This window comes from Streptococcus mitis, from assembly GCF_000722765.2.
Lineage (GTDB): Bacteria > Bacillota > Bacilli > Lactobacillales > Streptococcaceae > Streptococcus > Streptococcus mitis_AQ.
Genome location: NZ_CP028415.1, coordinates 1,058,817 through 1,084,596 on the forward strand (window position 1 = coordinate 1,058,817; position 25,780 = coordinate 1,084,596).

Here is a 25,780-nt window from a genome sequence, read left to right on the forward strand (position 1 = left end):
TATGACAAAAGATCGCAAACAAGCTCTGCTCCAACTCTTGAAAGAAGCTCCTAAAGCCCTTAATGGCCAAAGTTTGGCGGAACATTTTCATGTCACACGTCAGGTCATTGTACAGGACATTGCAATTTTGAGAGCCGATGGCGCTCCTATCCTATCCACTAATCGTGGCTACGTCTATAAGCAAGTTGATGTAAATCCATACGTCCACAAACTTTTCAAAGTGAAACATGAAGTTGAAGAAATCGGTCAAGAACTCCTTGCTATCGTTGATAATGGTGGGCGTGTTCAAAACACCTTGATTGACCATCCCGTTTATGGAGAAATCGAAACCTTGCTGAAACTGTCTTGTCGCAGAGATGTGCAACATTTTCTAGAACAAGTTGAGCATTCTGATTTTAAACCTTTATCTGAATTGACAGATGGTGTCCATTACCACCTAGTCGAAGCCGAAACACAACAAGACCTCCACTATATCGAGGAGGCCTTGGATCAGCTTGGTTATTTAGTAAAGGATTAGAAAATTTTCTTTTCCCAATCGTCTTCTGTACGGCGAGGGTAGAAAAATTCAGATTTGTCAGGAGCTTCCATCATCTCCATCAAGGGTAACATATCATAGGCCAGATCCAAGTTTGGAATCTGGTCTTTTTGAATCCAAGAAACTTCTCCTTCATCTGAAGAGCGAAGGGTACCAGAGAACTCAGTTGCCTTGTAACAAACGACAATATAGCGCCCACCTGTATCTAGTGGCCAATTTTTAATGCCGACAAGTTGAGGATTTTGGATAGTCAACCCTGTTTCTTCATAGATTTCACGAATGACAGACTCTGCTAAAGATTCGCCATTTTCTACATGGCCTCCTGGAAAGGCATAACCTGACCAGCGATTGGTTTCAGGAGCGCGGTACTGCATAACCACTCGCTGAGTTTCGGGGTCTTCAATCAGACAAATGTTTGTTAAAATCGTTAATTGTGCTCGAGACATAAATTTACTCGCTTTCTAATTTATTAAATTTTCAGACTTGGTACAGAGATTCTAGCTTCTACTTTTTAAAATTATTTAGAATAGAATACCATCCGTTTTTCCTTTATGGGCTTTCCAAGTTCAAGTATCTTTTCTTGTCCATCAAAAGTAAAACCCATTTTTTGATAGAAAGCAATGGCTCGTTTATTATCTTTCAATACCCATAAGAAAATTTCAGAAAAATGATCAAGATCAATCAAAGCTACTTTCATTAACTTTTGTGCGATACCTTTTCCATAATAGTCTTTTAAAACATATAAAGCAATAATTTCACCAGCTTGAATAGTCTCATCACGAAAGTTGCCATAACTGATAAAGCCAACTACCTTCATACCATCCATCGCAATCAATGTATTTTCTGGATATTTTTGACTAAAGAATCGACACCTTTCCAATGTCATTGTCTCCTGAAATTCTGCAGGCAAAAGGTCGTCATAAGCCTCTCTCCACGCTTTCCAGTGAACGAGAGATTTACTTTCTATCTCTTCAGGAGTTTCCATTGATTTGATAACAACCGTCATTTATTTTCTTCTCCTTAATCCAACAGTCTGACTTCCTTTGCTACTTTTTGTAGAAATTTTTCTCTTGTTGAACTTGTATTCACTTCACGTCCTAACTCTCCTAAGATTGAAACCCTCTTTGTTTTGATACCGCAATGATTCAGGACAGCATTCTTTAATACTGATATTCCATAACTGTCTGGAATATTAATCGGACCTGAAAATACTTTGTACCACCAAGTTGGTGCCATGGAGGTTGCATAAATACTAGCTGTTTTTCCTTTTAGTAACTTTTTAAACTGATTACCTCTCAAGTAGTTCAAAATAAAGCTTCCTCGATTATTTGCTGAGTATGCAATGCCTGGCGTAAAAACACGATCAATCCACCCCTTCAATAGACTAGGCATACTACTCCACCAAATTGGATAAACAAAAATGAAATGATCTGCCCACTGAATTAATTCCTGAGATCGTAGAATAAACGGATCGTCCTCCATCCTTTGTCGATAACCATAACGTAAAACAGGATCAAACTCTTCCTCATTAAGATTAATCATTTCAAGTTCATGTCTCTTTGAGTCTATATTTTCTACAATCGTTTGAAAAATTGCTTGGCAGTAACTTTCTTTATCAGGATGTCCATTAATAACTAAAATATTCATAAAATTCCCCTAATCCAAGGCCTTGACTTCCAGCATCATATCGCGAATCTGTGCAGCCAGTTCAAAGTCAAGCACTTCGACAGCTTCTTGCATTTGTTTTTCTAGTTTCTTGACAAGTTCTTTGCGTTCTTGTTTGTTGAGGCTATTGATATCGACTTCCTTGTCTTCTTCCTTAGCAACTGCCTTGGTCACAGCAATCAGGTCACGGATTTCTTTTTTGATTGTCTGAGGCACGATACCATGCTCATCATTATAAGCCATCTGGATTTTCCGACGGCGGGCCGTTTCATCCATAGCACGTTGCATAGACTGAGTCACAGTGTCCGCATACATGATAACATGCCCTTCGCTGTTACGAGCAGCACGTCCAATAGTCTGGATGAGTCCACGTTCGTTACGAAGGAAACCTTCCTTGTCAGCATCAAGAATGGCTACGAGACTCACTTCAGGTACATCAATCCCTTCACGGAGCAGGTTGATTCCGACCAAGACATCAAAGACACCCAAGCGCAGGTCACGGATAATCTCTGTCCGTTCCAAGGTCTTAATATCCGAGTGCATGTACTTGACCTTGATGCCCATTTCCTTGAAGTAGTCGGTCAAGTCCTCTGCCATTTTCTTGGTCAAGGTGGTGATAAAGGTTCGCTCGTTCTTCTCAACACGGGCATTGATTTCACCTAAGAGGTCATCAATCTGTCCCATAGTCGGACGGACTTCCACCTCAGGATCCAAAAGTCCTGTCGGACGAATGATTTGCTCAATTACTGTCTCAGTCTGTTCATTTTCATAGTCTCCCGGTGTCGCTGAAACGTAAACAATCTGATGAATGTGACTCTCAAACTCCTCCCGACGAAGAGGACGATTGTCCAGAGCAGACGGCAAACGGAAACCGTAATTTACTAACATTTCCTTACGAGAGCGGTCACCATTATACATACCCTTGATCTGCCCCATGGTCATGTGGCTCTCGTCAATCATGATTAAGAAATCATCTGGGAAGAAATCGAGAAGCGTATAAGGAGGCTCTCCTTCGCTCCGTCCATCCATGTGACGTGAATAGTTCTCAACCCCATTGGTATAGCCCATCTCACGCAACATTTCGATATCATACTCTGTCCGCTGTTTCAAACGTTGGGCTTCAAGCAGTTTGCCTTCCTTCTCAAAGACAGCTAGTTGCTCTTCTAATTCTGCTTGAATCTTTGCAATGGCAACTTCCATATGGTCGTCATTGGTCACAAAGTGAGTAGCTGGGAAAATCGCCAAATGATCCACTTCTCCCAATACCTGACCAGTCAGAGCCTCAACCTCACGAATACGGTCAATTTCGTCTCCAAAAAATTCTACTCGAAAGGCGTGTTCATCACGGGAAGCTGGGAAAATCTCCACCACATCCCCACGAACGCGAAATCTTCCGCGTTGAAAATCAATATCATTTCGCTCAAACTGAATATCGACCAAGTCATTTAAGAGTTTATCACGAGAAATTTCAAGACCTGGACGAAGACTAACGACACTATCAGCGTATTCCTTGGGCGAACCCAGACCATAGATACAAGAGACTGAGGCCACGACAATAACATCATTGCGCTCCAAAAGGGCTGAAGTCGCTGAGTGGCGAAGCTTGTCAATCTCGTCATTGACAGAACTATCCTTCTCAATATAGGTATCACTAGAAGGGACATAGGCTTCTGGCTGGTAATAATCATAGTAAGACACAAAGTACTCAACGGCATTTTCAGGAAAAAACTCCTTAAACTCCCCATAGAGCTGTCCTGCCAAAGTCTTATTGTGGGCGATGACCAGAGTTGGTTTATTGACTTTGGAAATGACTTGACTCATGGTATAGGTCTTCCCTGTTCCGGTCGCCCCCATCAGAATCTGAGCTTTTTCTCCCCCCTCGATATTATCAACCAACTGCTCGATAGCTTGGGGTTGATCTCCTGATGGTTGATATTTTGATACTAGTTTAAATTGATTATCTGTAATACGGTTGATCATAAGAATCCTCTCTTGATATGCTATTCCTATTTTAGCATACTTGTAGCATTTTCACGAAGAAAAGGACGGACCGAAGTCACATCCTTTCATTTTCTTTCTATAATTTATAGCCAAGATAGACAATCAAAAGTAACAAGACTAGACTTGTCATGATAGAACCTTCTATGCCAAAAGAACCACCTGATAGCCAGACTTGATCGCCTTGTGGTAAAAAGGTCATCAAAGACGTTCCTGACGGCTGACCGCTAACTAAAATCCCAAAAAGATTTCCCTGAGCAAAATTCCAAGCCCCATGAATACCTGCAACACCCCAAACTGTATCGGTTTTGAGAAGGTAAAGTGACATGGCAACTCCGAATAAAAAGAGATTTACTAGAGATAGTAGTGTTAGACCAGAATTGCCTATATGAAGCAGGGTAAAGAACAGGCTAGATATAAGAACAGCAAGTTTTAAATTGGTTCGTGAAGCCAACTGAGGAAGGAGCCAAGCACGGGACACCACTTCTTCTGCTGTCCCCTGTAAAATCCAAAATGGGATAGTAAAGACAACAAAGATAAGCGAATAAGGATTCAAATGAATGGACTCAAAACGATATTGCCCCAAGACCACCAAACCTAACAAGGTCAGAAGAAAAAGTGCCAGGCCTAGACCAAATCCTTTAAAAAGATTGCTGAGGAAATTTTCTTTATAAAATCCTAAAGTTCGAATAGATCTTTTCTCAACTTTTCTAGTCCATCTGAACACAGTGTTAAGAATAAAACCAAAGGCCAGTAAATCTAAAATTAAATGAAAGTCACTTGTTTTATCCATCAAGCTCTGCTGCAAGGTCTGCAAATAGGTTGCAAGATTTTGACCAGTCTCTCCAAAATTTCTAGCAAGTCCGATAAGAGCTAACAAACTAATACCATATAAAGTAAAAGCCACAAACTCTCCTATAAAGACAAAAACAAAGGCTAACAAGGGGCTTGTGTAAATGTTTAAACTCATTTTAGAAGTTTCAAAGTCTTTTAAGATTCTTTTGTTCTTCATATCCCTGTCCTCTTTTCTTCTACATATACTAATATTATAGCACTTTTTAATAGCAATTCAAGAAAGAAAAAACAATGTTATATTTTCTGACACAGAAATATAAAAATTTGCCTTTTTTTACTTTTTCTGATATAATGGGAAAATATTCGGAAAAGGAGACTAAAAATGAAGAAAAAATTTCTAGCATTTTTGCTAATTTTATTCCCAATTTTCTCATTAGGTATTGCGAAAGCTGAGACGATTAAGATTGTTTCTGATACCGCCTATGCACCTTTTGAGTTTAAAGATTCAGATCAAACTTATAAAGGAATTGATGTTGACATTATCAACAAAGTCGCTGAGATTAAAGGATGGAACATTCAGATGTCCTATCCTGGATTTGATGCAGCGGTCAATGCGGTTCAAGCTGGTCAAGCTGACGCAATCATGGCAGGAATGACAAAAACTACAGAACGTGAAAAAGTTTTCACCATGTCTGATACTTACTATGATACAAAAGTTGTCATTGCAACTACAAAGGCACACAAGATTAGTCAGTACGACCAATTAAAAGGTAAAACTGTTGGTGTTAAAAACGGAACAGCCGCTCAACGTTTCCTTGAAAGTATTAAGGACAAATACGGCTTTAGCATTAAAACATTTGATACTGGTGATTTGATGAACAACAGCTTGGCTGCTGGTGCTATCGATGCTATGATGGATGACAAACCTGTTATCGAGTATGCAATTAACCAAGGTCAAGACCTCCATATTGAAATGGATGGTGAAGCTGTAGGAAGTTTTGCTTTCGGTGTTAAAAAAGGAAGCAAATACGAGCACCTGGTTACTGAATTTAACCAAGCCTTGGCTGAAATGAAAAAAGATGGTAGTCTTGATAAAATCATCAAGAAATGGACTGCATCATCTTCTTCAGCAGTACCAACCACAACGACTGCAGCTGGTCTAAAAGCAACTCCTGTTAAAGCTAAATACATCATTGCCAGTGATTCTTCTTTTGCACCTTTTGTGTTCCAAAACTCAAGTAACCAATTTACTGGTATTGATATGGACTTGATTAAGGCAATCGCTAAAGATCAAGGTTTTGAAATTGAAATCACCAACCCTGGTTTCGATGCCGCTATCAGTGCTGTTCAAGCTGGACAAGCTGATGGTATCATTGCTGGTATGTCTGTCACAGATGCTCGTAAGGCAACTTTTGACTTCTCAGAATCATACTACACTGCTAATACAATCCTTGGTGTCAAAGAATCAAGCACCATTGCTTCTTATGAAGATTTAAAAGGAAAGACAGTTGGTGTTAAAAACGGAACTGCCTCTCAAACCTTCCTAACAGAAAATCAAAGCAAATACGGTTACAAAATCAAAACTTTTGCTGATGGTTCTTCAATGTATGACAGTTTAAACACTGGTGCCATTGATGCCGTTATGGATGATGAACCTGTTCTCAAATATTCTATCAGCCAAGGACAAAAATTGAAAACACCAATCGCTGGAACTCCAATCGGTGAAACAGCCTTTGCCGTTAAAAAAGGAGCAAATCCAGAATTGATTGAAATGTTCAACAACGGACTTGCAAACCTTAAAGCAAACGGAGAATTCCAAAAGATTCTTGATAAATACCTAGCTAGCGAATCTTCATCTGCTTCAACAAGCACTGTTGATGAAACAACTATCTGGGGCTTGCTTCAAAACAACTACAAACAACTCCTTAGTGGTCTTGGTATCACTCTTGCTCTAGCTCTTATCTCATTTGCTATTGCCATTGTCATCGGGATTATCTTCGGTATGTTTAGCGTTAGCCCCTACAAATCTCTTCGCGTCATCTCTGAGATTTTCGTAGACGTTATCCGTGGTATCCCATTGATGATTCTTGCAGCCTTCATCTTCTGGGGAATTCCAAACTTCATTGAGTCTATCACAGGCCAACAAAGCCCAATTAACGACTTTGTAGCTGGTACTATTGCCCTATCGCTCAATGCAGCCGCTTATATCGCTGAGATTGTTCGTGGTGGTATTCAAGCCGTTCCAATTGGACAAATGGAAGCCAGCCGCAGCTTGGGTATCTCTTATGGAAAAACCATGCGTAAGATTATCTTGCCACAAGCAACTAAATTGATGTTGCCAAACTTTGTCAACCAATTCGTTATCGCTCTTAAAGATACAACTATCGTATCTGCTATCGGTTTGGTGGAACTCTTCCAAACTGGTAAGATTATCATAGCCCGTAACTACCAAAGTTTTAAGATGTATGCAATCCTTGCTATCTTCTATCTTGTAATTATCACACTTTTGACTAAACTAGCGAAACGCTTAGAAAAGAGGATTCGTTAATGGCAAAATTAAAAATTGATGTAAATGATTTACACAAAAGCTACGGAAAAAATGAAGTTTTAAAAGGAATTACGACTAAGTTCTATGAAGGAGATGTTGTTTGTATCATCGGTCCTTCGGGTTCTGGTAAGTCAACTTTCCTCCGTAGCCTTAATCTTCTAGAAGAAGTTACTAGCGGTCACATCACTGTGAACGGTTATGACTTAACTGAAAAAACAACCAACGTCGATCACGTCCGTGAAAATATCGGAATGGTTTTCCAACACTTCAACCTCTTCCCACACATGTCTGTATTGGACAACATTACTTTTGCTCCAATTGAGCACAAGTTGATGACTAAGGAAGAAGCTGAGAAATTGGGAATGGAGTTGCTTGACAAGGTTGGACTAGCAGATAAAGCTAATGCTAACCCAGATAGCCTATCCGGTGGTCAAAAACAACGTGTGGCTATCGCTCGTGGACTAGCAATGAATCCAGACATCATGCTCTTTGATGAACCAACTTCTGCACTTGACCCTGAGATGGTCGGAGACGTACTAAACGTTATGAAGGAGTTGGCTGAGCAAGGTATGACCATGATTATCGTCACCCATGAGATGGGATTTGCTCGTCAGGTTGCCAACCGCGTTATCTTTACTGCAGATGGCGAGTTCCTAGAAGACGGAACACCTGATCAAATCTTTGACAACCCTCAACACCCTCGTCTGAAAGATTTCTTGGACAAGGTCTTAAACGTCTAAAGTCAAACTGTAAGGATTTCCTTGCAGTTTTTTTCTATCTCGTATTGGATTTTTTGATTTTTCGGAAAATTATGTTAGAATTAAGTTTATGAAATGAGGTTTCCTCATACCTAGCAAGACTAGGAATAAAAATAGAAATTAGGTAGCTAGATGTCATCTAAGGTTATTGTTACAATTTTCGGTGCGAGTGGAGACCTGGCTAAACGCAAGCTCTACCCTTCCCTTTTTAGACTATATAAATCCGGCAATCTTTCCGAGCACTTTGCTGTCATTGGAACTGCCCGTCGTCCTTGGAGCAAGGAATATTTTGAATCTGTTGTAGTCGAATCGATCCTTGATTTGGCAGATAGTACCGAACAGGCTCAAGAATTCGCTAGTCACTTCTACTATCAAAGTCACGATGTCAATGATACGGAGCACTATATTGCTTTGCGCCAATTGCAGGCTGAACTAAATGACAAGTACCAAGCTGAACACAACAAGTTCTTCTTCTTGTCTATGGCACCTCAGTTCTTTGGAACCATTGCAAAGCACCTCAAGTCTGAAAATATCGTAGACGGTAAAGGTTTTGAGCGCCTAATCGTTGAAAAACCATTTGGTACAGATTACGCAACTGCAAGCAAGTTGAATGACGAACTCCTAGCAACATTTGACGAAGAACAAATTTTCCGTATTGACCATTATCTTGGTAAGGAAATGATCCAAAGCATCTTTGCAGTTCGCTTTGCCAACCTGATTTTCGAAAACGTTTGGAACAAGGACTTTATCGACAATGTTCAAATTACCTTTGCGGAGCGCTTGGGTGTAGAAGAGCGTGGTGGCTACTATGATGAATCTGGTGCCCTTCGTGATATGGTTCAAAACCATACACTCCAACTTCTTTCTCTCCTTGCTATGGACAAGCCAGCAAGCTTCACAAAAGACGAGATTCGTGCTGAAAAGATTAAGGTCTTTAAAAACCTCTATCATCCAACTGATGAAGAACTTAAAGAACACTTTATCCGTGGTCAATACCGCTCTGGTAAGATTGATGGCATGAAATATATCTCTTATCGTAGCGAGCCAAATGTAAATCCAGAATCAACAACAGAAACCTTTGCATCTGGTGCCTTCTTTGTAAACAGCGATCGCTTCCGTGGTGTTCCTTTCTTCTTCCGTACTGGTAAACGTCTGACTGAAAAAGGAACTCATGTCAATATCGTCTTTAAACAAATGGACTCTATCTTTGGTGAGCCACTTGCTCCAAATATTTTGACCATCTATATCCAACCAACAGAAGGCTTCTCGCTTAGCCTAAATGGGAAGCAAGTAGGAGAAGAATTCAACTTGGCTCCTAACTCACTTGATTACCGTACAGATGCGACTGCAACTGGTGCTTCTCCGGAACCATACGAGAAATTGATTTATGATGTCCTAAATAACAACTCAACTAACTTTAGTCACTGGGATGAAGTTGGTGCGTCATGGAAATTGATTGACCGTATCGAAGAGCTCTGGGCTGAAAATGGTGCCCCACTTCATGACTATAAAGCTGGAAGTATGGGACCTCAAGCCAGCTTTGACTTACTTGAAAAATTCGGTGCCAAATGGACTTGGCAACCAGATATTGCCTATCGTCAAGATGGTCGTTTAGAATAAAAAAATTTCCTGCAAGTTTATACCTTGCAGGATTTTTGTTTCTGATTAGATTAAGCCTTCCAAGAGACCCTTCATAAAGTTTTCTGAGTTAAACTCTCCAATATCATCGATTTTTTCACCAAAACCAATCAATTTTACAGGAATATTGAGTTCTTCACGGATGGCTAGAACCACACCACCTCGAGCAGTTCCATCAATCTTAGTCAAGACAATTCCAGTTAATGGTGTGATTTTCGAAAATTCTTTGGCCTGTACCAGGGCATTTTGACCTGTTGATGCATCAAGTGCCAAGAAGGTTTCATGCGGCGCTTCTGGCACAACACGTTTGATGATACGACCAATCTTTTCCAACTCAGCCATGAGGTTATCCTTATTTTGTAGACGACCAGCGGTGTCAATCATAAGAATATCGATACCTTCAGCTACAGCACGTTCCATTCCATCAAAGACTACACTGGCTGGGTCAGCTTTTTCAGGTCCAGTTACAACTGGAACGTCAACACGACGACCCCATTCAGCTAGCTGTGCAACTGCACCTGCACGGAAGGTATCTGCCGCAACTAGCATAACTTTTTTACCTGCTTGTTTGTAGCGGTGGGCTAGTTTCCCGATAGAAGTTGTTTTCCCGACACCATTAACACCGACAAAGAGCATGACTGTCAAGCCATCTTGGAAGTGGATACTTTCATCATAGTTGCCATCCTTTTCATAAAGCTCAACCAATTTCTCAATGATAACACGGCGAAGTGCGTCAGGTTTCTTGGCGTTTTCAAGCTTGGCTTCGTAGCGTAACTCCTCTGTTAAGTTAGAAGCGACTTGGACACCAACGTCACTCATGATCAGCAGTTCTTCCAGTTCCTCGAAAAATTCTTCGTCAACAGAACGGAAATTAGCAAAGAAGGCATTCAAGCGAGCTCCGAAACCTGTACGAGTTTTCTTAAGACTGCGGTCATATTTTTCCTGAACAGTTTCTTCTGCTTGAGGCCTTTCTGGTTCAAGAACTTCAGAATTATTTTCTTCTACAGTCTCTAGGAGCTCAGTATTCTCTTCTTCTGGGACTTCTTCTGAGTTTGGCAATTCTTCGACTTCTTCTTGAGAAACTTCTACAACTGATCCCGAATCAATACTTTCTTCAACTGTGTCTTGGATTTTATCTTCTTGGAGCTCAGCTTGTTCAACAATTTCAACTTCTGCATCTTCTTGAGGAAGTTCCTCAGCTTCTGTGAAGGCAGGCTCAACATCTTCAGACAAATCAAGATTTTCCAGAGCTTCTTTTACAACTTCTTCGATTTTAGGTTCTTCTTTTTTTCCGAATAGACGGTCAAATAATCCCATATCTTAGTTCTCCTTTAGCACATATTCTTCGATAGCCCAGGCGACAGCCTCTTCATCATTGGTCATTGGCGTCACTACATTTGCAACCGCCTTGACTTCAGGAACAGCGTTTTGCATGGCAACACCGAGCCCTGCCCATTCAATCATAGAAAGGTCATTGGCCTCGTCACCACAAGCCATAACTTGACTTTGATCGATTCCAAGATGGCTGATTAGTTTTGCTAAACCCGTTGCTTTATGAACATTCTTTGGTGACCACTCTAGCAACATTTCACGTGATTTAAAGATTTCATATTGGTCAAACAATTCTGGAGAAATCTTCTGAATGGCTGCATCCAAGGGTTCTTGAGCAAAGGCAGTCACGCACTTATTGTACGTCATTTGACTAGACAGATCTTCAAAGTCCACTGGAACAAAAGTCAAAGCTGGATTGAATTTGGCATAAAGACTTTCTTGGTCAGATTGAATTTGATAAACAGTTCCTTCTGAAATGGCATCAAGAGGCAGTGATAATTTCTCTGTTTCCTCACACAAGCGTGCCACATCATCATATGAAAAGACTGTCTTATCAAGGATTTCACCTGTATTTTTCTGAACCAAACCACCATTAAAAGTAATCGTATACTCATCTTCGTGGCCGTCAGTCCCTAGCTCATGGAGAAAGAAATCCATAGCTTTTAAAGGGCGACCAGTTGTCAATACGACCTTGATACCACGATCACGCGCAGCTTTCAAGGTTGCCTTGGTGCGATCCGTCAGCCTTTTATCAGTAGTCAGCAAGGTCCCATCCAAGTCCAATGCAATCAATTTTATATCTGCCATTATAAGCCCTCCATATAAGCTATAACCGACTGGTCCTTATGGTGACCAATCACAGTCTCTGCTAATTCTAAAATCTCTGGTCGTGCATTTTCAGGAGCCACAGGATGTCCCACAACCTGCATCATATGCAAGTCATTTAGATTGTCTCCAAAAGCCATAACCTGATCCATTGTGATACCAAGTTTTTTAGCCAATTCAACAATGGCCACTCCCTTATCGACATAGTCCAGAACAATATCAATGGATTCAAAGCCAGTTGTCATAGCCTTAACACCAGGAACATGTTCATTAACCCAAGCTTCCCCAGCTTCTAGCGTTTCTTCTGTGAAGTTGGTTGTAAATTTGAAAATGTCATCTGTAATATCTTCCAGACTTGCTACTTTTTGGATATTTTCATTATAATGCTGACTCTCTTTCAAATAGGTTGCATCAACCGTATCTAGCACATAAGAGCCTTTTTTTCCCGTCAAGAGCAGTTTATTGATATCTACATAAGGTGACGTTTTCAGCTTTTCAAAAGTTGATAGATAAAAGTCACGAGACATAGTCGCTTCATACAAGTCCTGACCTTGATACTCTACTAAACTGCCATTTTCCGCGATGAAAATAATGTCATCACGAACATCAGCAAATAATTTTTCTAGAGACAGAAATCCCCGACCCGAAGCCACCGCAAAGTAAATCCCTTTTTCCTTATAGGAAGCCAAGAGAGACTTGAGGCGTTCCATATCAAAGCGCCCATTCCCATCTAGGAAGGTTCCGTCCATATCTGTTGCTACTAGTTTAATTGTCATCCTTCAATACTTTCTAAATCTTTTAACTTCACCGAAACAATTTTTGAGACACCTGATTCTTGCATGGTCACTCCATAGATAGAATCAGCCGCTGCCATGGTTCCCTTACGGTGGGTTACGACGATGAACTGGCTGTCCTTGTCAAAGCGGTTGAGGTAATCCCCAAAACGCTTAACATTAGCTTCATCCAGTGCAGCCTCTACCTCATCCAAGATAACAAACGGGATAGTCTTAACTCGAATGATAGAGAAGAGCAAAGCAAGAGCTGATAAGGCTTTTTCACCACCACTCATGAGGTTAAGCGACTGGATTTTCTTACCTGGAGGTTGAACAGAAATCTCAACCCCAGCTGTCAGCAGGTCTCCTTCAGTCAAAAGTAAGTCCGCCTGACCTCCGCCAAACATCTGCTTGAAGGTCACTTTGAAGGACTCACGAATAGCTTCAAAGGTGGTTTTAAAGCGTTCCTTGACCTCATCATTCATCTCTGTAATGGTCTCAAGGAGCAGGTTTTTCGCTGACAAAATGTCATCTCGCTGGCTATTGAGGAAATCCAGACGGCTGTGAACTTCTTCGTACTGGTCAATAGCTTCTATATTGACAGGCCCCAGTGAGCGAATAGCTTTCTCTAAATCCTGCACCTCTTGCTCTGCCAGATTGAGGTTTTCCAGTTCATGTGCCTTTTCTAGTGCTTCAGTATAGCTAATCTGATACTGGTCTGTTAATTGGCTTTGTAAATGGCGTAAGCGCTCGCTGACCTTTTCTTTCTTAGCTTCAGCACGTGTTTGCTTGCGAATCCATTCCTCATTCTGCTGGCGAGCCTGATCCAAATGACTAGCAATATCATCCAGTTGACCTTCAATATCATCCAACTCAAACTGCTTGCGAATCAAACCTTGTTGGAGATTTATTTTCTGCATTTTGGCTTCTTCCGCCTGTTGACTGAGCAATTCTGTATCAACCTTCTCCAAATTATCAACCTTTTCTTGAAGAAGGCGCTGGATTTCCTCTTGTTCGATATCTAAATTGTCCAATTCTTTGCCTAAACGCTCAATATCAGCTACTTCATAACGTTTTTGCCCTTGTAGTTCTGTCTTAAGAAGGCGAGCTTGCGCTAGCTCTTCATGCAAGTTCTGATAACGTTCTTGGATGGCATTTTTGTTAGACTTAATCTCTTCAATCTCAGCTTCCAGATTTTGCTTGTCACTGGCGATTGTAGCAAGGCGCTCTTGGCATTTTTCCTTATCAGCTTGCCAATCTCCCTCAGTAAGACGATTTAATTCCTCTTCTTGGAGTTTCCAAAGAGTTTCTAGTTCTTCAACTTGTTGACTGGTCTGCTGATAAGCGAGGGACAAGCCTTGCTCCTGAATACGTGCCTGCTCTCCTTGAGATTTGATAGCTTCTAAACTTTCTGTCAATCTAGCCATCTGGTCTTGCAAGGTCTTCAAAGATGCTTCTTCTGAACGAAGACTTGCTTCTTCTTCAGCAATTTCTTTTTGTAATTGCTCCAGTTCTGGCTTGATGAAAATGCTGTTATTCTGGCGATTGGCACCACCCGCGTAGGAACCACCTGTACGCAACTCTGTCCCATCCAATGTTACCATGCGAACCTGATAACGAACTTGTCGAGCAGCTACACGCGCATGTTCTACGGTATCAAAAATAGCTGTTGTAGCTAGCAAATTCTTGAAAATAGCTTCCAACCTATTATCGAAAGTAACCAGCTCATCTGCCATCCCAAGGAAACCTGGGCTTGCAGCGATCACATCTTGGTTCTGACTAGAAATCGTACGCGCCTTGATTGTTGTCAAAGGAAGGAAGGTTGCACGACCGGCTCTGTTTCGTTTAAGGAAATCAATAGCTTTGGTTGCCGACTCTTCATCTTCTACGATGATATGCTGGCTACTTGCCCCTAAGGCAATCTCTAGGGCAATTTGATAATGCACATCAAAGGTCAGGTGCTCACTAACAGCACCAATAATTCCACCAAGGTGGGCTTTTTCTTGGAGAACACTCTTAACACCTGCATAAAAGTTACTATGATTTCTCAGGATATTTTCCAAACTTTGAGCTCTAGCCTGCTTGTTTTTAAGACTGTCCAGACGGTCAAAGAGTTGACTTTGTTGAGCTTGATAGGAGGTTTTCTGCTCCTCTTTCTCCTTGGCAATAGCTTGGTAGTCAGCCAATAATTTCTGAACCTGCTCCTTGGCAGTTTCAAGCTCTTCTTTTTGCTGACTAGCCTTCTCTTTAGCTGTAGTCAGCTGTTTTTTCAGCTTTTCTAATTGATCTGCTTGTTTTTGAGAAAGCTGACGACTATTTTCCAACTCATTCTCGATACGGGTTAGTTGGTTTGACACATCTGCTTCTTCTTGTAAAAGGGCTACAAAGCGTTCACGTAGAAGCTCAATCATCTGATCAGGATCATCTGAAAAAGCCAGCAATTCAGCTTCTAAACGATTGAGTTTTTGATTATTTTGGACTAGATTTTCTTCTAAAAGTGCCAAAGAGCTTTCTTTTTCAGTCTTTTCCTGACTTAGAGCATTTCTCTTATCCTCCAAAGCAGCCAAACGGGCTTGTGCTTCCTGTTGATTCAGGGCTACTTGCTCAGATTCTAATTTCGATAGGGCTAATTTTCTCTCTAAATCACTAATTAGACTGGTCAAATCCATCAAACTACCTTGATCTTTGGCCATTTCAGCCTGTAAATCTTGGCGTTGCTTCTTGAGATTCTGATTTTCCTCTTCTAATTTTTCACGCTTTTGGTAATAGCTTGTCAAGAGTTCCTGAACCTGTACCAACTCTTCTTCTGTCGACTCTAGTTCAGCCTTATTTTCCTTAATTTGAGCAACCAAAACATCTAAATAAATAGCCTTGCGTTGACCCTCCAAGTCTAAAAACTTATGGGCATTCTCAGCTTGCTTCTCAAGAGGCTTGATTTGATTATCCAACTCGTAGATAATGTCCTCTAAGCGGTCTAAATTATCCTGAGTTTGTTGCAATTTGCTCTCAGTCTCTTTTCTACGAGTCTTGTATTTCAAAACTCCAGCAGCTTCTTCAAAAATAGCTCTGCGTTCTTCAGGCTTGGAGTTGAAAATCTCCTCAACCTTCCCTTGGGAAATGATAGAGAAGGAATCTCGTCCCAAACCTGTATCCAAGAAAAGATCATGAATATCACGAAGACGAACTTTCTTGCCGCCAATTTTGTATTCACTATCCCCACTACGATAGATATGGCGTTCCACCCTGATTTCTTGGCCTGCATCCTTGATAAATCCGTCATGATTATCCAGAGTCACAACTACAGAAGCATAATTGAGCGGTTTGCGACTCTCTGTTCCAGCAAAGATGACATCCGGCATCTTGCCCCCACGGAGACTCTTAACACTTGACTCTCCCAAGGCCCAACGAAGACTTTCTGTAATATTTGACTTTCCAGATCCATTGGGTCCAACGACTGCCGTCACACCTTGGTCAAAGACGACCTTGGTCTTGTCAGCAAAAGACTTGAATCCCTGAATTTCGATTTCCTTTAAATACATGAATCCAGCCCTTTCTCAACGGCATTTTTGGCAGCTTCCTGCTCTGCTAATTTCTTAGAACGACCTTGACCTTGACCGATACTCTTACCTTCAACTAGAACTTCTACATCAAAGACCTTATCATGGGCAGGACCCGTTTCAGAAATCACCTGATAACGAATAGACACATCGCCATTGACCTGAAGTAACTCTTGGAGATGGGTTTTGTAGTCTGTAATCATCTCAAATTCGCCTGCTTCAACCTTAGGAATCATGACTTGATAGATAAATTCCTTAACCTTGGCCACATCCTTGTCCAAAAGGAGGGCACCAAGAAAGGCTTCAAAGGCATCCCCAAGAATAGTGTCACGATTGCGACCACCAGATTTTTCTTCCCCTTTACCCAACTTGATAAATTGATCAAACTGGCAATCACGCGCAAAACCAGCCAAACTCTCCTCACGGACAATCATAGCACGGAGTTTAGACAAGTCACCCTCAGGCTTTTTAGGATATTTTTTATACAGATATTCTGAAATCAATAACTGTAGAACAGCGTCTCCTAAAAATTCCAAGCGTTCATTGTGTGAAATTTTTAAGAGGCGGTGCTCATTGGCATAACTCGTATGAGTAAAGGCAGTTTCCAGTAAATTTTTGTCTGCAAATTCGATTGCAAAATGGTTTTTAAGTACAGTTTGTAATTCTTTCATACCAACCTCTTTCTAACTGATAACAGTCCTTTTTATTATATCAAAAAAAGCCCCCTGAGTCACTTTAAAATGGGACTGGAGAGGATTTGGGCATTCTTTAAAAAGAGATTTTCAGTTTTAAGGGCCAATTTAGGACTGTGTAAAGAAAAAAGCCCTACTAAAGGCTTTCTTAGGATGTTTACATCCACCCTGAGGGAATCGAACCCCCATCTCAAGAACCGGAATCTTACGTGATATCCATTACACTAAGGGTGGAAACTTGTTTTATTATAACAGAAATTTGCTCTAATAACAAGTTTTTTTCTGGTCTAATAGCCCGTCTTAGTGGGAAGCATCCCCATTCCAGATGGAGTTTTTCACAATCACATAATCAACGTGTTTAAGGTCAGCAACCTGACGTCCACCTGCATAAGAAATAGCACTTTGAAGGTCTTGTTCCATCTCAGTTAAAGTGTCTTGCAGATGACCTTTAGCAGGAAGCAAGATACGTTTTCCTTCCACATTTTTGTAAGCACCCTTTTGATATTGTGAAGCTGAACCGTAATATTCTTTGAACTGTTCACCATCAACTTCAATCGTTTTCCCTGGACTTTCGATGTGTCCTGCAAAGAGGGAACCAATCATGACCATGCTAGCACCGAAGCGGATAGACTTGGCAATATCACCGTGAGTACGAATCCCTCCATCAGCGATAATCGGTTTACGTGCAGCCTTAGCACACCAGCGTAGAGCAGCCAACTGCCAACCACCTGTACCAAAACCAGTCTTAACCTTGGTAATACAAACCTTACCAGGACCGATTCCGACCTTAGTAGCATCCGCACCAGCATTTTCCAATTCACGCACAGCTTCTGGTGTCCCTACATTTCCAGCAATGACAAAGGTATCTGGCAATTCTTTCTTGATGTGTTGAATCATAGAAATCACGCTATCCGCATGACCATGGGCAATGTCAATCGTGATGTACTCAGGAGCATCAGCCTTGAGCTGGCTAACAAAATCATACTCATAGTCTTTAACACCGACAGAGATAGAAGCAATGAGCCCTTGCTCATGCATGCGCTTAATAAAAGGAATGCGTCCTTCCTCATCAAAACGGTGCATAATGTAGAAGTAACCACCTTTAGCCAGTTGCTCTGCTACATTTTCATCCAAAATCGTCTGCATATTAGCTGGCACAACAGGTAGTTTAAAGGTGTGATTTCCTAAAGTGACACTTGTATCCGCTTCTGCACGGCTTTTAATGACACATTTATTTGGAATCAATTGAATATCTTCGTAATCAAAAATTGGAAATTCATTTAACATCTCGATGTCTCGTTTCTTTTGTAATGACCTACCTATGCTTGCGCATCCCTACGCCTTTTTCCGACGTTTCCTTAATTCATTATAAACTAAAGTACAGTTTTTGTCAAATAATTTTATAAATTAAAATATATTGTTCGGTTTTTATTGTGTAAATAACAAAAGAAAGAGGAGAGATTATTCTCTCCCCACTTCTTTAGTAATATTACTTTTAAATATTTCTTCGGAGTTATACATCATTTCACAAAATTCACGATAGGATGAAGAGTCTCTAGGAATTTGGATAGACCATTTCTTCAACAAAGCTCCATAACCTGCTAGCTTTCCTATCTCATTATCAACAACCTTGTCCTTGCTCGGAAAAACAAGACCAGCCTTCTCAGCTTTTAAAATATAAGAATAGGAAATCAGCTGGAATAAGTCCTCACGGTTGATCCCTTTTTCAGTAAACTCTAGTTTTTTATATTTAGCATCTAGAACAATCTTTCGTTCTCTATCATAAAAATCTGGATATACTTTCCGTTTCCCAACAGAAAATACCGAAATACCACCTAGCTTTTCTTTATTCCGTGGATGGATGAAATCTTTTGGCAACAAGGTATGAACATACTCTTCCCAAAGCCAGGCAACATCAAAAAGAATACCATGAATTTTTTGATCTTGATACCCTAAGCCGTGCTTTTCTTGGTTTAGGATCATCAGACAAAGTTCTTGTAACTTTCTGTACTCGTGAAAGTATGCATGACGTATAGGTTTAGATTGATTTCCCCGAATAATCTTAGCACGATCAGCTAGTTTATAAGAGGGCGTTACACGCACGATTTCAGCTACGTTTTCACGACTAGTTGAGAGACTATCAAGAACCCCTTGCCCAATGCTTTTCTGATTCTTAATGTATTCAATAGTATGACGAATCAACTGCATGAAGGGATTATCATAGGTGAACTCTCTCGTTGTGTAGGCAATATTTCCCGTGAAAGGAAGGTTTTTCTTGAGATGGTTTCTTACATCAATCACTCCCTTAACATAACTGTCGTTATGAGAAAATCTCTGGTATTCCTTATAAAGACCTTTTCGAAGAGCAGCTTGTAGATACTTGGGGAATAGATACATCAAAAGTTGATAAAGCCTCTCTTCACGAGACAAAGCTACATCTAAACTAGTGAGATTGATATGGAGAACCTTGTTTAAGAGATAATGCAAAAAATAGTCATTACTCTCATCAGAAAAGCGAGAGGAAATCGTTAATCTTTCCTGACCACACCCCAGAAAACCAATCACATTTCCAGTCTTGATTTTCTGATTAACTATTTCAAAGATTTTTTGGTCCTTCTCTAAGTCAGGAGAATTCTTCAAATCGTTTGGAAAAATAAAGATATTGTCCTCTTTAGAAAGGTTATCCAGTGTTCTATTAAGAAGTGCTTGACTTAGTTTGGGATATTCTGCGACAAAGTCTTCCTTAGCAATTCTATGCTGATTATCAGTTATCCGCATCATTATCACCAGTATCTTGCGGTTCTGTTCGCTCGTTATTTGTCAAATCAAATGCTTTTTTCAAAGTTTCCAGAGTTTCAAATTCCTCATAAGAACCCCGTAAGTAATCTTCCAAAAGCGGTTTAAGGTAATCAGACCAAAGTAATTCATAGTCAAAATCTACATCCTTCAACTTTAGGAAATAACTTGGTCCGATATGGTAATGACTGTTTAATTCCTGAACGTTTTCTATAGAAGTATTCAAATTTCTTAGACGAGTTTTTGCTTCTTCTGCATGGATATTCAGCTCTTTATCCAACATGCCAACTTGACTCTCGGCAGTAACTTCAACAAAGCGGAAGCGACGGCGCATAGCAAAATCAAAGGTATCCACTGAGCGGTCAATATCATTCATAGTTCCGATGATATAGACATTTTCAGGGATATAAAATTTCTCATCAGTCTCATGTAAATTAGCATACTGAGTAGAAACACTCCCCTTTTCACCACGATAACCAGGGTCGATAGAGAAAAAGAGTTCCCCAAAAATTTTAGAAATCTCCCCACGGTTGATTTCATCAATGATGAAGACGAATTTCTTGTCTGTGTCAATCGTTGGAGATACATAATCACATAATCCATAACTTTCTTTCATGTGATCCAAAACAATTTTTTGATAAGTTTCGTACTTTAAATTAGTATCTTCACCCTTGTACAAAAGATACACTTTTTCTTTGGTAGCAACAGGAGAATCAAACTTCACATTCCCTTGACTGTTTAGACTGGCTGGAACAGAACTACGAGGGAAGAAGTATTGTCCTTGCTTTTCATTGATAGCATCCGTTAGCTTAGCCCACGTTTCATCAAAATTATCTTGTCCACCAGTTTTCTGAGCTTCTTTAGCCTTCTTGCAAAACTGCTTAAAAATACCATCTTGTAATTTAAAATCAATAGCTCCATCCCCATTTGATACTGGTCTCAATCCCTCTACAAAATCCGTATAATCATAGGATGGGTGAAATTGTACAAATCCGATTTGGTCTTCGTTGCCATCCGTTAATTCTTTGGCAATTTCTTTAGCAAGATAAGTTTTTCCTGTGCCAGGAGCACCTCGGAGGATTAGGTTTTTGGATTTTCTTAATTTATCTAAATAATCGTTAATATTTTTATTCATAACAACCTTCTCTATATTTTTTCTGTATGTACCATTTAGAATAGATTTATATAAATTGATACGTTCTAAATTTCTATCCCAGTTGATGGTTTGTCTTGCACCTTTTTTACCTTGGTATTCCCATCCACCATCTACTTTCAACCAATTAACACCAATACAATGTTTAAACTCTGTTTTTGTTTCATCAAAGTAATATGTTTTCACACATTGTCCAATACCCAAAATTTTGTTAAATCCTGAGGTAGCTATTATATAATCATTTATTTTTATGTCATGTGCAAACTTCCAAATAAATAAATTTCTCTGCTTTCCTTGCTTCAATTCTTCAGGATTATTGTAATCTAAAATATTAGATAAATTAGAATCAAAATCTATACAAGCTATATTTTCTTCTTTAAATAAAGACCAAACTTTTCCACCTCCTCCTGCAACTATCATCCAATAATTTAATTTTTCTTCCATTTTGTAGCTCCATTTTCATATTATAGGCTAGTTAGTATTTAATATTTCAAACCCCTATTTCACATATAGAATATCACATCTGTATAAAAAAGAAAAGAATTTCTAAAGAAAAAGCCTAGTGTAAAGAGCTTTATTCCCTCATAACACTAGACTTCTTTTTAATCCTAATAATACTCACCCTGACGGTAGTCCCATGAGTTAAAGGTGTCTGACAGGTGCATCATAATCTTATCAATGTCAAGCCCTTTACGGATCACAACTGGGGCTGGTGAAGTTGAACGTGCTCCTCCTTGTTCTGGGATGAGTTTGCCGTCTTTATCGACCATAGACACCATCACACCTTGCTCGTAGCGGGTTTCAATCGTTTTGTCCGGTTGGATGGATGCCACATAGTCGTCTGCTTCAATGACAAGGTCCACTGCTCCTTCGATGCGTTCTCCGATTCCTTCAACCTTACCACGATTTCCTTTTCCAGAAGGATTTGCAGATGAAGCGTATACCATTTTTCCTTCTTCCCAAAGTTTGGCAGCCAATTGTTCACCAGCTTTCCCAAATTTGATAACAAAACAGCTAGTACCACGCACATCAGTCATGAGTTCTTCACGGCCATCACCGTATGCTTTGAGTTTTTCAAAAGCTTCTGGTTTCCAAGGAAGGATACAACCAAGAAGAATATCTTCATCCCAATGTTTTTGGTAGAAGGCTTCAATTTCTGGGTTGAGTTGTGCTAAAGCACGAAGCTCGTCCATGCTACCACAGAGAACAACACCTGGTTTGTTACGGTTACGCTCTTTGGCTGCGAACTTGCGTTCAAGTCCTGCCTTGTCACTGGTCATGATGATGTAGCCAACTTTTGTAGGGCAAACGATACATCCGCCCTCACCTTTTAAAATATCATAGCCTTCTTGTGAAAGTGTTCCGTTCCATTGAATGTGTTTTGTCATAGTTCTATTTCCTTTTCTATTTTTTCTAATCCTGCCAGTAGGCTGGTCGTTGTTTTTCATAAGCAGCAATCAAATCTTCATACTGCAAGGTAATACCGATATCATCCAAACCATTTAAGAGTTTGTGTTTCCATTCGCTATCGATTTCAAAAGTGAATTCTCCAACTGGTGAGATGATTTTTTGTTGTTCCAAGTCCACAGTTACCTGATCACTTGGTTGTAGCTGGGCCAGTTTCTCTCTAACCTCTCTGGGCTGAACAATTGGCAACATGCCATTATTTAGTTCATTATTGTAATGAATATCACCGAAAGACCCTGCAATCACGACCTTAAAACCATAGTCCGCTAGAGCCCAAGCAGCGTGTTCCCTCGAAGACCCTGCCCCAAAGTTATCCCCTGAGATGAGAATACTAGCCTTGCGGTATTCAGGTCGGTTAAAGACAAAGTCTGGATCCTCAGTATACTTGTCATCCAGATAACGCCAAGCATACATGAGGTACTTACCAAAGCCTTTTTTATCAATTAACTTAAGAAACTGCTTGGGAAGGATTTGATCGGTATCGATGTTATCATTCATAAGAGGAACGGTCGTTCCCGTATAAACTGTAAATTTTTCCATATCCTCTCCTTACTGGGCTTCTGGCATGAGCCGAACATCTACGAAGCGCCCTGCAATAGCTGCCGCAGCTGCCATGGCTGGACTGCAGAGATGGGTCTTAGCACCAAAGCCTTGTCTATCTTCAAAGTTACGGTTGCTGGTTGAGGCACAGTGGACACCATCTGGAACCTTGTCAGGATTCATCCCTAGGCACATAGAGCAACCGGGGTCTCTCCACTCAAAGCCAGCATCTAGGAAAACCTTGTCCAAGCCCAACTTCTCAGCAGCTCGTTTGACAGGACGAGAACCTGGAACTACGATAGCCGTTAAGTTAGGAGCAATTTTCTTTCCTTTGACAAATCGAGCCGCTAGCTGCAAGTCACTAAGACGAGCATTAGTACATGAGCCAATAAAGATATAGCCTAGTTCAATATCCGCTGGCTTTTGACCAGGCTCCAAACCCATATAATTGTAGGCTCTCTCATCATTCATGTCCTTAATTTCTGGGAAGCTACTGTCAAAGTCAACCCCCATAGCAGGATTGGTTCCCCAGGTCACCATAGGAGCCAAGTCTGAAACATCCATCTGGATAACCTTATCGTAAACGACATTCTCATCACTGACAAGGGTCTTCCAATCCGCCACAGCCTCTTCGAAAGCTTCTGGAACACATTCCCGGCCCTTGAGATAATCATAGGTGGTTTGATCCGGATTCATGATTCCCATCTTAGATCCAAACTCGATGGACATATTGCAGATGGTCATTCGCTCTTCCATGCTCAGTGCATCAATCGCTTGTCCTCGATATTCCACGACGTAGCCAACGCCGCAAGCAACGCCGTACTTGGCAATCAAGGCTAAAATAAAGTCCTTGGAATAAACTCCCTTTTGAGGAACACCAGTGAATTCCACCAGCATTTTCTTGGGTTTGACCTGCCAGAGGGTCTGTGTCGCAAAGACATGTTCGACCTCACTGGTCCCAATTCCAAAAGCGATTGCTCCGAAAGCTCCGTGAGTTGCCGTATGGCTGTCTCCACAGACGATGAATTTTCCTGGTTGGGTCCGTCCTGTTTCTGGTCCAACCATGTGAACAATTCCCTGCTTTTCAGAACCGTGAGCCGCATGTTCAATCCCAAACTCCTCAACATTTTCAGCTAGCTTATCAATTTGTGCCTTAGAAATCACATCTCGAATATCGTAGATATTGACCGTCGGGACATTGTGGTCAAAGGTTCCAAATGTCAAGTCTGGCCGTCTCAATCTGCGACCTGCGTCTCGTAATCCTTGAAAAGCCTGAGGACTGGTCACCTCGTGGATATAGTGCTGGTCCACATACATGAGTTGGGGCTGCCCCTCTTCTCCTGTGATAACATGACGATCCCATAATTTATCAAAAATCGATTTTCCTGCCATCCATTACCTCCAAATAAAATATAAGGCTACTAGTGTGGTCACCATCCCAAGAAACCAAACTGTTTTAAAATACCATTTTCGAGTCTTGTGATGAAAGATGATTCCTGCTAACCAGGCCCCAAAACCACCACAAGAAAGGGCTAAAATGAGTAAGACTTTCTCTGGGATGCGCCAAGCTCTTCTCCTTGCCTTGGATTTGTCAATGCCATAAATCAAGAAAATCATGACATTCCAAATCAAGAGGACTAGAGTAATTTTTTCGTCTAATTTCATAACCTTGAAATAATAGCTTCCGTCATTTCCTTTGTCGAAGCCTGTCCTCCTAAATCTCTCGTTAAAATTCCAGCTGCCAAACTTGCCTCAACAGCACGCTCGATACGCTCTGCATCCTCATAGCGTCCAAAGCTGTCTCTCAGCATCATGGCAACTGATAAAATCATGGAAATGGGATTGGCAATTCCTTGACCTGCAATATCAGGCGCTGACCCGTGAATGGGCTCATAGAGACTTGGTCCCTTTTCAGAATGACTGGCTGATGGCATGACTCCAAGTGTGCCAGATAGAACGCTTGATTCATCAGATAGAATATCTCCGAAAAGATTCTCCGTCACGATGACATCAAACTTAGCAGGATTGGTAATCATGAGCATGGCAGCTGAGTCCACCAACTGGTGTTCCAAGGTCACATCCGGGAAATCCTGTGCGACCTCCTCAGCTACTTTCCGCCAGAGTTTTGATGTTGCCAACACATTTTGCTTATCGATACTAGTAACGATTTTTCTGCGATTTCTTGCAATCTCAAAGGCCTTGCGAATAATCCGCTCCACTTCCTCATAGCTATAGTCGTTGATATCACGCGCTTTGCGCTCTTCAAGGATATGATCTCCAAAGTAGATTCCGCCAGTCAACTCCCGTACCACGACAAAGTCCACACCAGCAATTCGTTCTGGTTTGAGTGGTGACAAATGCTTGAGACTATCAAAGATTTTTACCGGGCGAATATTGGCATAGAGATTGAGTTCCTTACGGAGAGCCAACAGGCCTTGTTCTGGGCGAACCGCTGCTCCATCATACTGGGGACTCCCGATAGCCGCTAGGAGAATGGCATCTGCTTCTCTACATGCTTTGAGGGTTTCACTAGGTAAGGGATGGCCTGCTGCATCAATACCTGCACCTCCGAAGGGTCTTCTATCAATCTCATAGTCGAAACCTGTTTTTTCAGCTAGAGCTTCCAGAACTTCTAAACCAGCCTCCATGATTTCTGGGCCAATTCCGTCCCCTGCTAGAGCTACTATTTTTTTTGTCATAGCATTCTC

At 40.9% G+C, this 25,780-nt stretch carries 22 protein-coding genes and 1 tRNA gene; 4 read left to right on the plus strand and 19 right to left on the minus strand.

Annotated features, from left to right (window positions below):
• The first annotated feature begins 1 nt into the window (after position 1).
• On the plus strand, positions 2-517 hold the full coding sequence (locus SK637_RS05525) for a transcription repressor NadR (RefSeq protein WP_033688886.1): 516 nt from the start codon (positions 2-4) through the stop codon (positions 515-517).
• Here SK637_RS05525 and SK637_RS05530 read toward each other — a convergent pair.
• The 5 genes from SK637_RS05530 to SK637_RS05550 all read right to left on the minus strand — a co-directional run bounded on the left by SK637_RS05530 (position 514) and on the right by SK637_RS05550 (position 5,210).
• Entirely contained in the window at positions 514-981 is a 468-nt protein-coding gene (locus tag SK637_RS05530) for an 8-oxo-dGTP diphosphatase (RefSeq protein WP_033688887.1), read from the minus strand. The two genes, SK637_RS05525 and SK637_RS05530, sit on opposite strands and share 4 nt — an antisense overlap.
• A 71-nt stretch (positions 982-1,052) precedes the next feature.
• Positions 1,053-1,541: a GNAT family N-acetyltransferase gene (locus tag SK637_RS05535; RefSeq protein WP_033688888.1), complete on the minus strand. Its 489-nt coding sequence runs from the start codon at positions 1,539-1,541 to the stop codon at positions 1,053-1,055.
• Positions 1,542-1,555: 14 nt separating this feature from the next.
• Positions 1,556-2,182, minus strand: coding sequence for an NAD(P)H-dependent oxidoreductase (locus tag SK637_RS05540; RefSeq protein WP_024057962.1), 627 nt, complete (start codon positions 2,180-2,182; stop codon positions 1,556-1,558).
• Positions 2,183-2,191: 9 nt separating this feature from the next.
• Positions 2,192-4,180 carry an excinuclease ABC subunit UvrB gene (gene uvrB, locus SK637_RS05545; RefSeq protein WP_033688889.1) on the minus strand — a complete coding sequence of 663 codons (1,989 nt, stop codon included), beginning with the start codon at positions 4,178-4,180 and terminating at the stop codon, positions 2,192-2,194.
• Between the two features lie 97 nt (positions 4,181-4,277).
• On the minus strand, positions 4,278-5,210 hold the full coding sequence (locus SK637_RS05550) for a CPBP family intramembrane glutamic endopeptidase (protein ID WP_033688890.1): 933 nt from the start codon (positions 5,208-5,210) through the stop codon (positions 4,278-4,280).
• 165 nt (positions 5,211-5,375) lie between these two features.
• Between SK637_RS05550 and SK637_RS05555 the strand changes: the two genes are divergently transcribed.
• From SK637_RS05555 to zwf, 3 genes are all read left to right on the plus strand, one after another.
• A complete protein-coding gene (locus tag SK637_RS05555; protein ID WP_033688891.1) occupies positions 5,376-7,541 on the plus strand; it encodes an ABC transporter substrate-binding protein/permease in 2,166 nt (721 codons plus the stop codon).
• The gene (locus tag SK637_RS05560; RefSeq protein WP_001096328.1) at positions 7,541-8,281 is read left to right on the plus strand and encodes an amino acid ABC transporter ATP-binding protein; all 741 of its coding nucleotides are present in this window, start codon (positions 7,541-7,543) and stop codon (positions 8,279-8,281) included. Before SK637_RS05555 ends, SK637_RS05560 begins: the two co-directional genes overlap by 1 nt.
• 150 nt (positions 8,282-8,431) lie before the next feature.
• Positions 8,432-9,919 carry a glucose-6-phosphate dehydrogenase gene (zwf, locus tag SK637_RS05565; protein WP_033688892.1) on the plus strand — a complete coding sequence of 496 codons (1,488 nt, stop codon included), beginning with the start codon at positions 8,432-8,434 and terminating at the stop codon, positions 9,917-9,919.
• A gap of 45 nt (positions 9,920-9,964) precedes the next feature.
• On the opposite strand, the gene ftsY is transcribed toward zwf, so the two are convergent.
• The 14 genes from ftsY to leuB all read right to left on the minus strand — a co-directional run bounded on the left by ftsY (position 9,965) and on the right by leuB (position 25,771).
• Positions 9,965-11,254, minus strand: a complete 1,290-nt coding sequence (ftsY, locus tag SK637_RS05570; protein WP_033688893.1) for a signal recognition particle-docking protein FtsY — start codon at positions 11,252-11,254, stop codon at positions 9,965-9,967.
• 3 nt (positions 11,255-11,257) lie between these two features.
• Positions 11,258-12,076, minus strand: a complete 819-nt coding sequence (locus SK637_RS05575) for a Cof-type HAD-IIB family hydrolase (RefSeq protein WP_033688894.1) — start codon at positions 12,074-12,076, stop codon at positions 11,258-11,260.
• Positions 12,076-12,870, minus strand: a complete 795-nt coding sequence (locus SK637_RS05580; protein ID WP_033688895.1) for a Cof-type HAD-IIB family hydrolase — start codon at positions 12,868-12,870, stop codon at positions 12,076-12,078. The genes SK637_RS05575 and SK637_RS05580 overlap by 1 nt, the downstream gene beginning before the upstream one ends.
• Positions 12,867-16,406, minus strand: a complete 3,540-nt coding sequence (gene smc / locus SK637_RS05585) for a chromosome segregation protein SMC (RefSeq protein WP_033688896.1) — start codon at positions 16,404-16,406, stop codon at positions 12,867-12,869. The genes SK637_RS05580 and smc overlap by 4 nt, the downstream gene beginning before the upstream one ends.
• On the minus strand, positions 16,397-17,095 hold the full coding sequence (rnc, locus tag SK637_RS05590) for a ribonuclease III (RefSeq protein ID WP_033688897.1): 699 nt from the start codon (positions 17,093-17,095) through the stop codon (positions 16,397-16,399). The genes smc and rnc overlap by 10 nt, the downstream gene beginning before the upstream one ends.
• Positions 17,096-17,278: 183 nt before the next feature.
• Positions 17,279-17,350: transfer RNA gene (locus SK637_RS05595), tRNA-Arg, on the minus strand.
• 66 nt (positions 17,351-17,416) lie between these two features.
• Positions 17,417-18,403: a GMP reductase gene (locus tag SK637_RS05600; protein WP_033688898.1), complete on the minus strand. Its 987-nt coding sequence runs from the start codon at positions 18,401-18,403 to the stop codon at positions 17,417-17,419.
• A gap of 174 nt (positions 18,404-18,577) precedes the next feature.
• On the minus strand, positions 18,578-19,897 hold the full coding sequence (locus tag SK637_RS05605; RefSeq protein ID WP_080710502.1) for an McrC family protein: 1,320 nt from the start codon (positions 19,895-19,897) through the stop codon (positions 18,578-18,580).
• Positions 19,881-21,509 carry an AAA family ATPase gene (locus SK637_RS05610; protein ID WP_033688900.1) on the minus strand — a complete coding sequence of 543 codons (1,629 nt, stop codon included), beginning with the start codon at positions 21,507-21,509 and terminating at the stop codon, positions 19,881-19,883. Before SK637_RS05610 ends, SK637_RS05605 begins: the two co-directional genes overlap by 17 nt.
• A 164-nt stretch (positions 21,510-21,673) precedes the next feature.
• Positions 21,674-22,453 carry an L-threonylcarbamoyladenylate synthase gene (locus SK637_RS05615; RefSeq protein ID WP_000160498.1) on the minus strand — a complete coding sequence of 260 codons (780 nt, stop codon included), beginning with the start codon at positions 22,451-22,453 and terminating at the stop codon, positions 21,674-21,676.
• Positions 22,454-22,478: 25 nt separating this feature from the next.
• Positions 22,479-23,072: a 3-isopropylmalate dehydratase small subunit gene (gene leuD / locus SK637_RS05620; protein ID WP_000410625.1), complete on the minus strand. Its 594-nt coding sequence runs from the start codon at positions 23,070-23,072 to the stop codon at positions 22,479-22,481.
• A gap of 9 nt (positions 23,073-23,081) precedes the next feature.
• The gene (gene leuC, locus SK637_RS05625; protein ID WP_033688901.1) at positions 23,082-24,464 is read right to left on the minus strand and encodes a 3-isopropylmalate dehydratase large subunit; all 1,383 of its coding nucleotides are present in this window, start codon (positions 24,462-24,464) and stop codon (positions 23,082-23,084) included.
• 3 nt (positions 24,465-24,467) lie between these two features.
• Positions 24,468-24,737 (minus strand): DUF1294 domain-containing protein, encoded by a 270-nt coding sequence (locus SK637_RS05630; RefSeq protein WP_033688902.1) that lies wholly within the window; start codon positions 24,735-24,737, stop codon positions 24,468-24,470.
• Positions 24,734-25,771, minus strand: coding sequence for a 3-isopropylmalate dehydrogenase (leuB, locus tag SK637_RS05635; RefSeq protein WP_033688903.1), 1,038 nt, complete (start codon positions 25,769-25,771; stop codon positions 24,734-24,736). Before leuB ends, SK637_RS05630 begins: the two co-directional genes overlap by 4 nt.
• Between the last annotated feature and the right edge of the window lie 9 nt (positions 25,772-25,780).

Bases quoted from the DNA above. Each gene is read 5' to 3' on its own strand.
- SK637_RS05560 (WP_001096328.1), top strand. From the start codon at position 7,541: ATGGCAAAATTAAAAATTGATGTAAATGATTTACACAAAAGCTACGGA.
- SK637_RS05555 (WP_033688891.1), top strand. From the start codon at position 5,376: ATGAAGAAAAAATTTCTAGCATTTTTGCTAATTTTATTCCCAATTTTC.
- leuC (WP_033688901.1), bottom strand. From the start codon at position 24,464: ATGGCAGGAAAATCGATTTTTGATAAATTATGGGATCGTCATGTTATC.
- SK637_RS05575 (WP_033688894.1), bottom strand. From the start codon at position 12,076: ATGGCAGATATAAAATTGATTGCATTGGACTTGGATGGGACCTTGCTG.
- SK637_RS05630 (WP_033688902.1), bottom strand. From the start codon at position 24,737: ATGAAATTAGACGAAAAAATTACTCTAGTCCTCTTGATTTGGAATGTC.
- leuD (WP_000410625.1), bottom strand. From the start codon at position 23,072: ATGGAAAAATTTACAGTTTATACGGGAACGACCGTTCCTCTTATGAAT.
- SK637_RS05550 (WP_033688890.1), bottom strand. From the start codon at position 5,210: ATGAAGAACAAAAGAATCTTAAAAGACTTTGAAACTTCTAAAATGAGT.
- SK637_RS05605 (WP_080710502.1), bottom strand. From the start codon at position 19,897: ATGATGCGGATAACTGATAATCAGCATAGAATTGCTAAGGAAGACTTT.
- ftsY (WP_033688893.1), bottom strand. From the start codon at position 11,254: ATGGGATTATTTGACCGTCTATTCGGAAAAAAAGAAGAACCTAAAATC.
- SK637_RS05580 (WP_033688895.1), bottom strand. From the start codon at position 12,870: ATGACAATTAAACTAGTAGCAACAGATATGGACGGAACCTTCCTAGAT.
- rnc (WP_033688897.1), bottom strand. From the start codon at position 17,095: ATGAAAGAATTACAAACTGTACTTAAAAACCATTTTGCAATCGAATTT.
- smc (WP_033688896.1), bottom strand. From the start codon at position 16,406: ATGTATTTAAAGGAAATCGAAATTCAGGGATTCAAGTCTTTTGCTGAC.
- SK637_RS05540 (WP_024057962.1), bottom strand. From the start codon at position 2,182: ATGAATATTTTAGTTATTAATGGACATCCTGATAAAGAAAGTTACTGC.
- zwf (WP_033688892.1), top strand. From the start codon at position 8,432: ATGTCATCTAAGGTTATTGTTACAATTTTCGGTGCGAGTGGAGACCTG.
- uvrB (WP_033688889.1), bottom strand. From the start codon at position 4,180: ATGATCAACCGTATTACAGATAATCAATTTAAACTAGTATCAAAATAT.
- SK637_RS05525 (WP_033688886.1), top strand. From the start codon at position 2: ATGACAAAAGATCGCAAACAAGCTCTGCTCCAACTCTTGAAAGAAGCT.
- SK637_RS05535 (WP_033688888.1), bottom strand. From the start codon at position 1,541: ATGACGGTTGTTATCAAATCAATGGAAACTCCTGAAGAGATAGAAAGT.
- SK637_RS05600 (WP_033688898.1), bottom strand. From the start codon at position 18,403: ATGTTAAATGAATTTCCAATTTTTGATTACGAAGATATTCAATTGATT.
- leuB (WP_033688903.1), bottom strand. From the start codon at position 25,771: ATGACAAAAAAAATAGTAGCTCTAGCAGGGGACGGAATTGGCCCAGAA.
- SK637_RS05530 (WP_033688887.1), bottom strand. From the start codon at position 981: ATGTCTCGAGCACAATTAACGATTTTAACAAACATTTGTCTGATTGAA.
- SK637_RS05610 (WP_033688900.1), bottom strand. From the start codon at position 21,509: ATGGAAGAAAAATTAAATTATTGGATGATAGTTGCAGGAGGAGGTGGA.
- SK637_RS05615 (WP_000160498.1), bottom strand. From the start codon at position 22,453: ATGACAAAACACATTCAATGGAACGGAACACTTTCACAAGAAGGCTAT.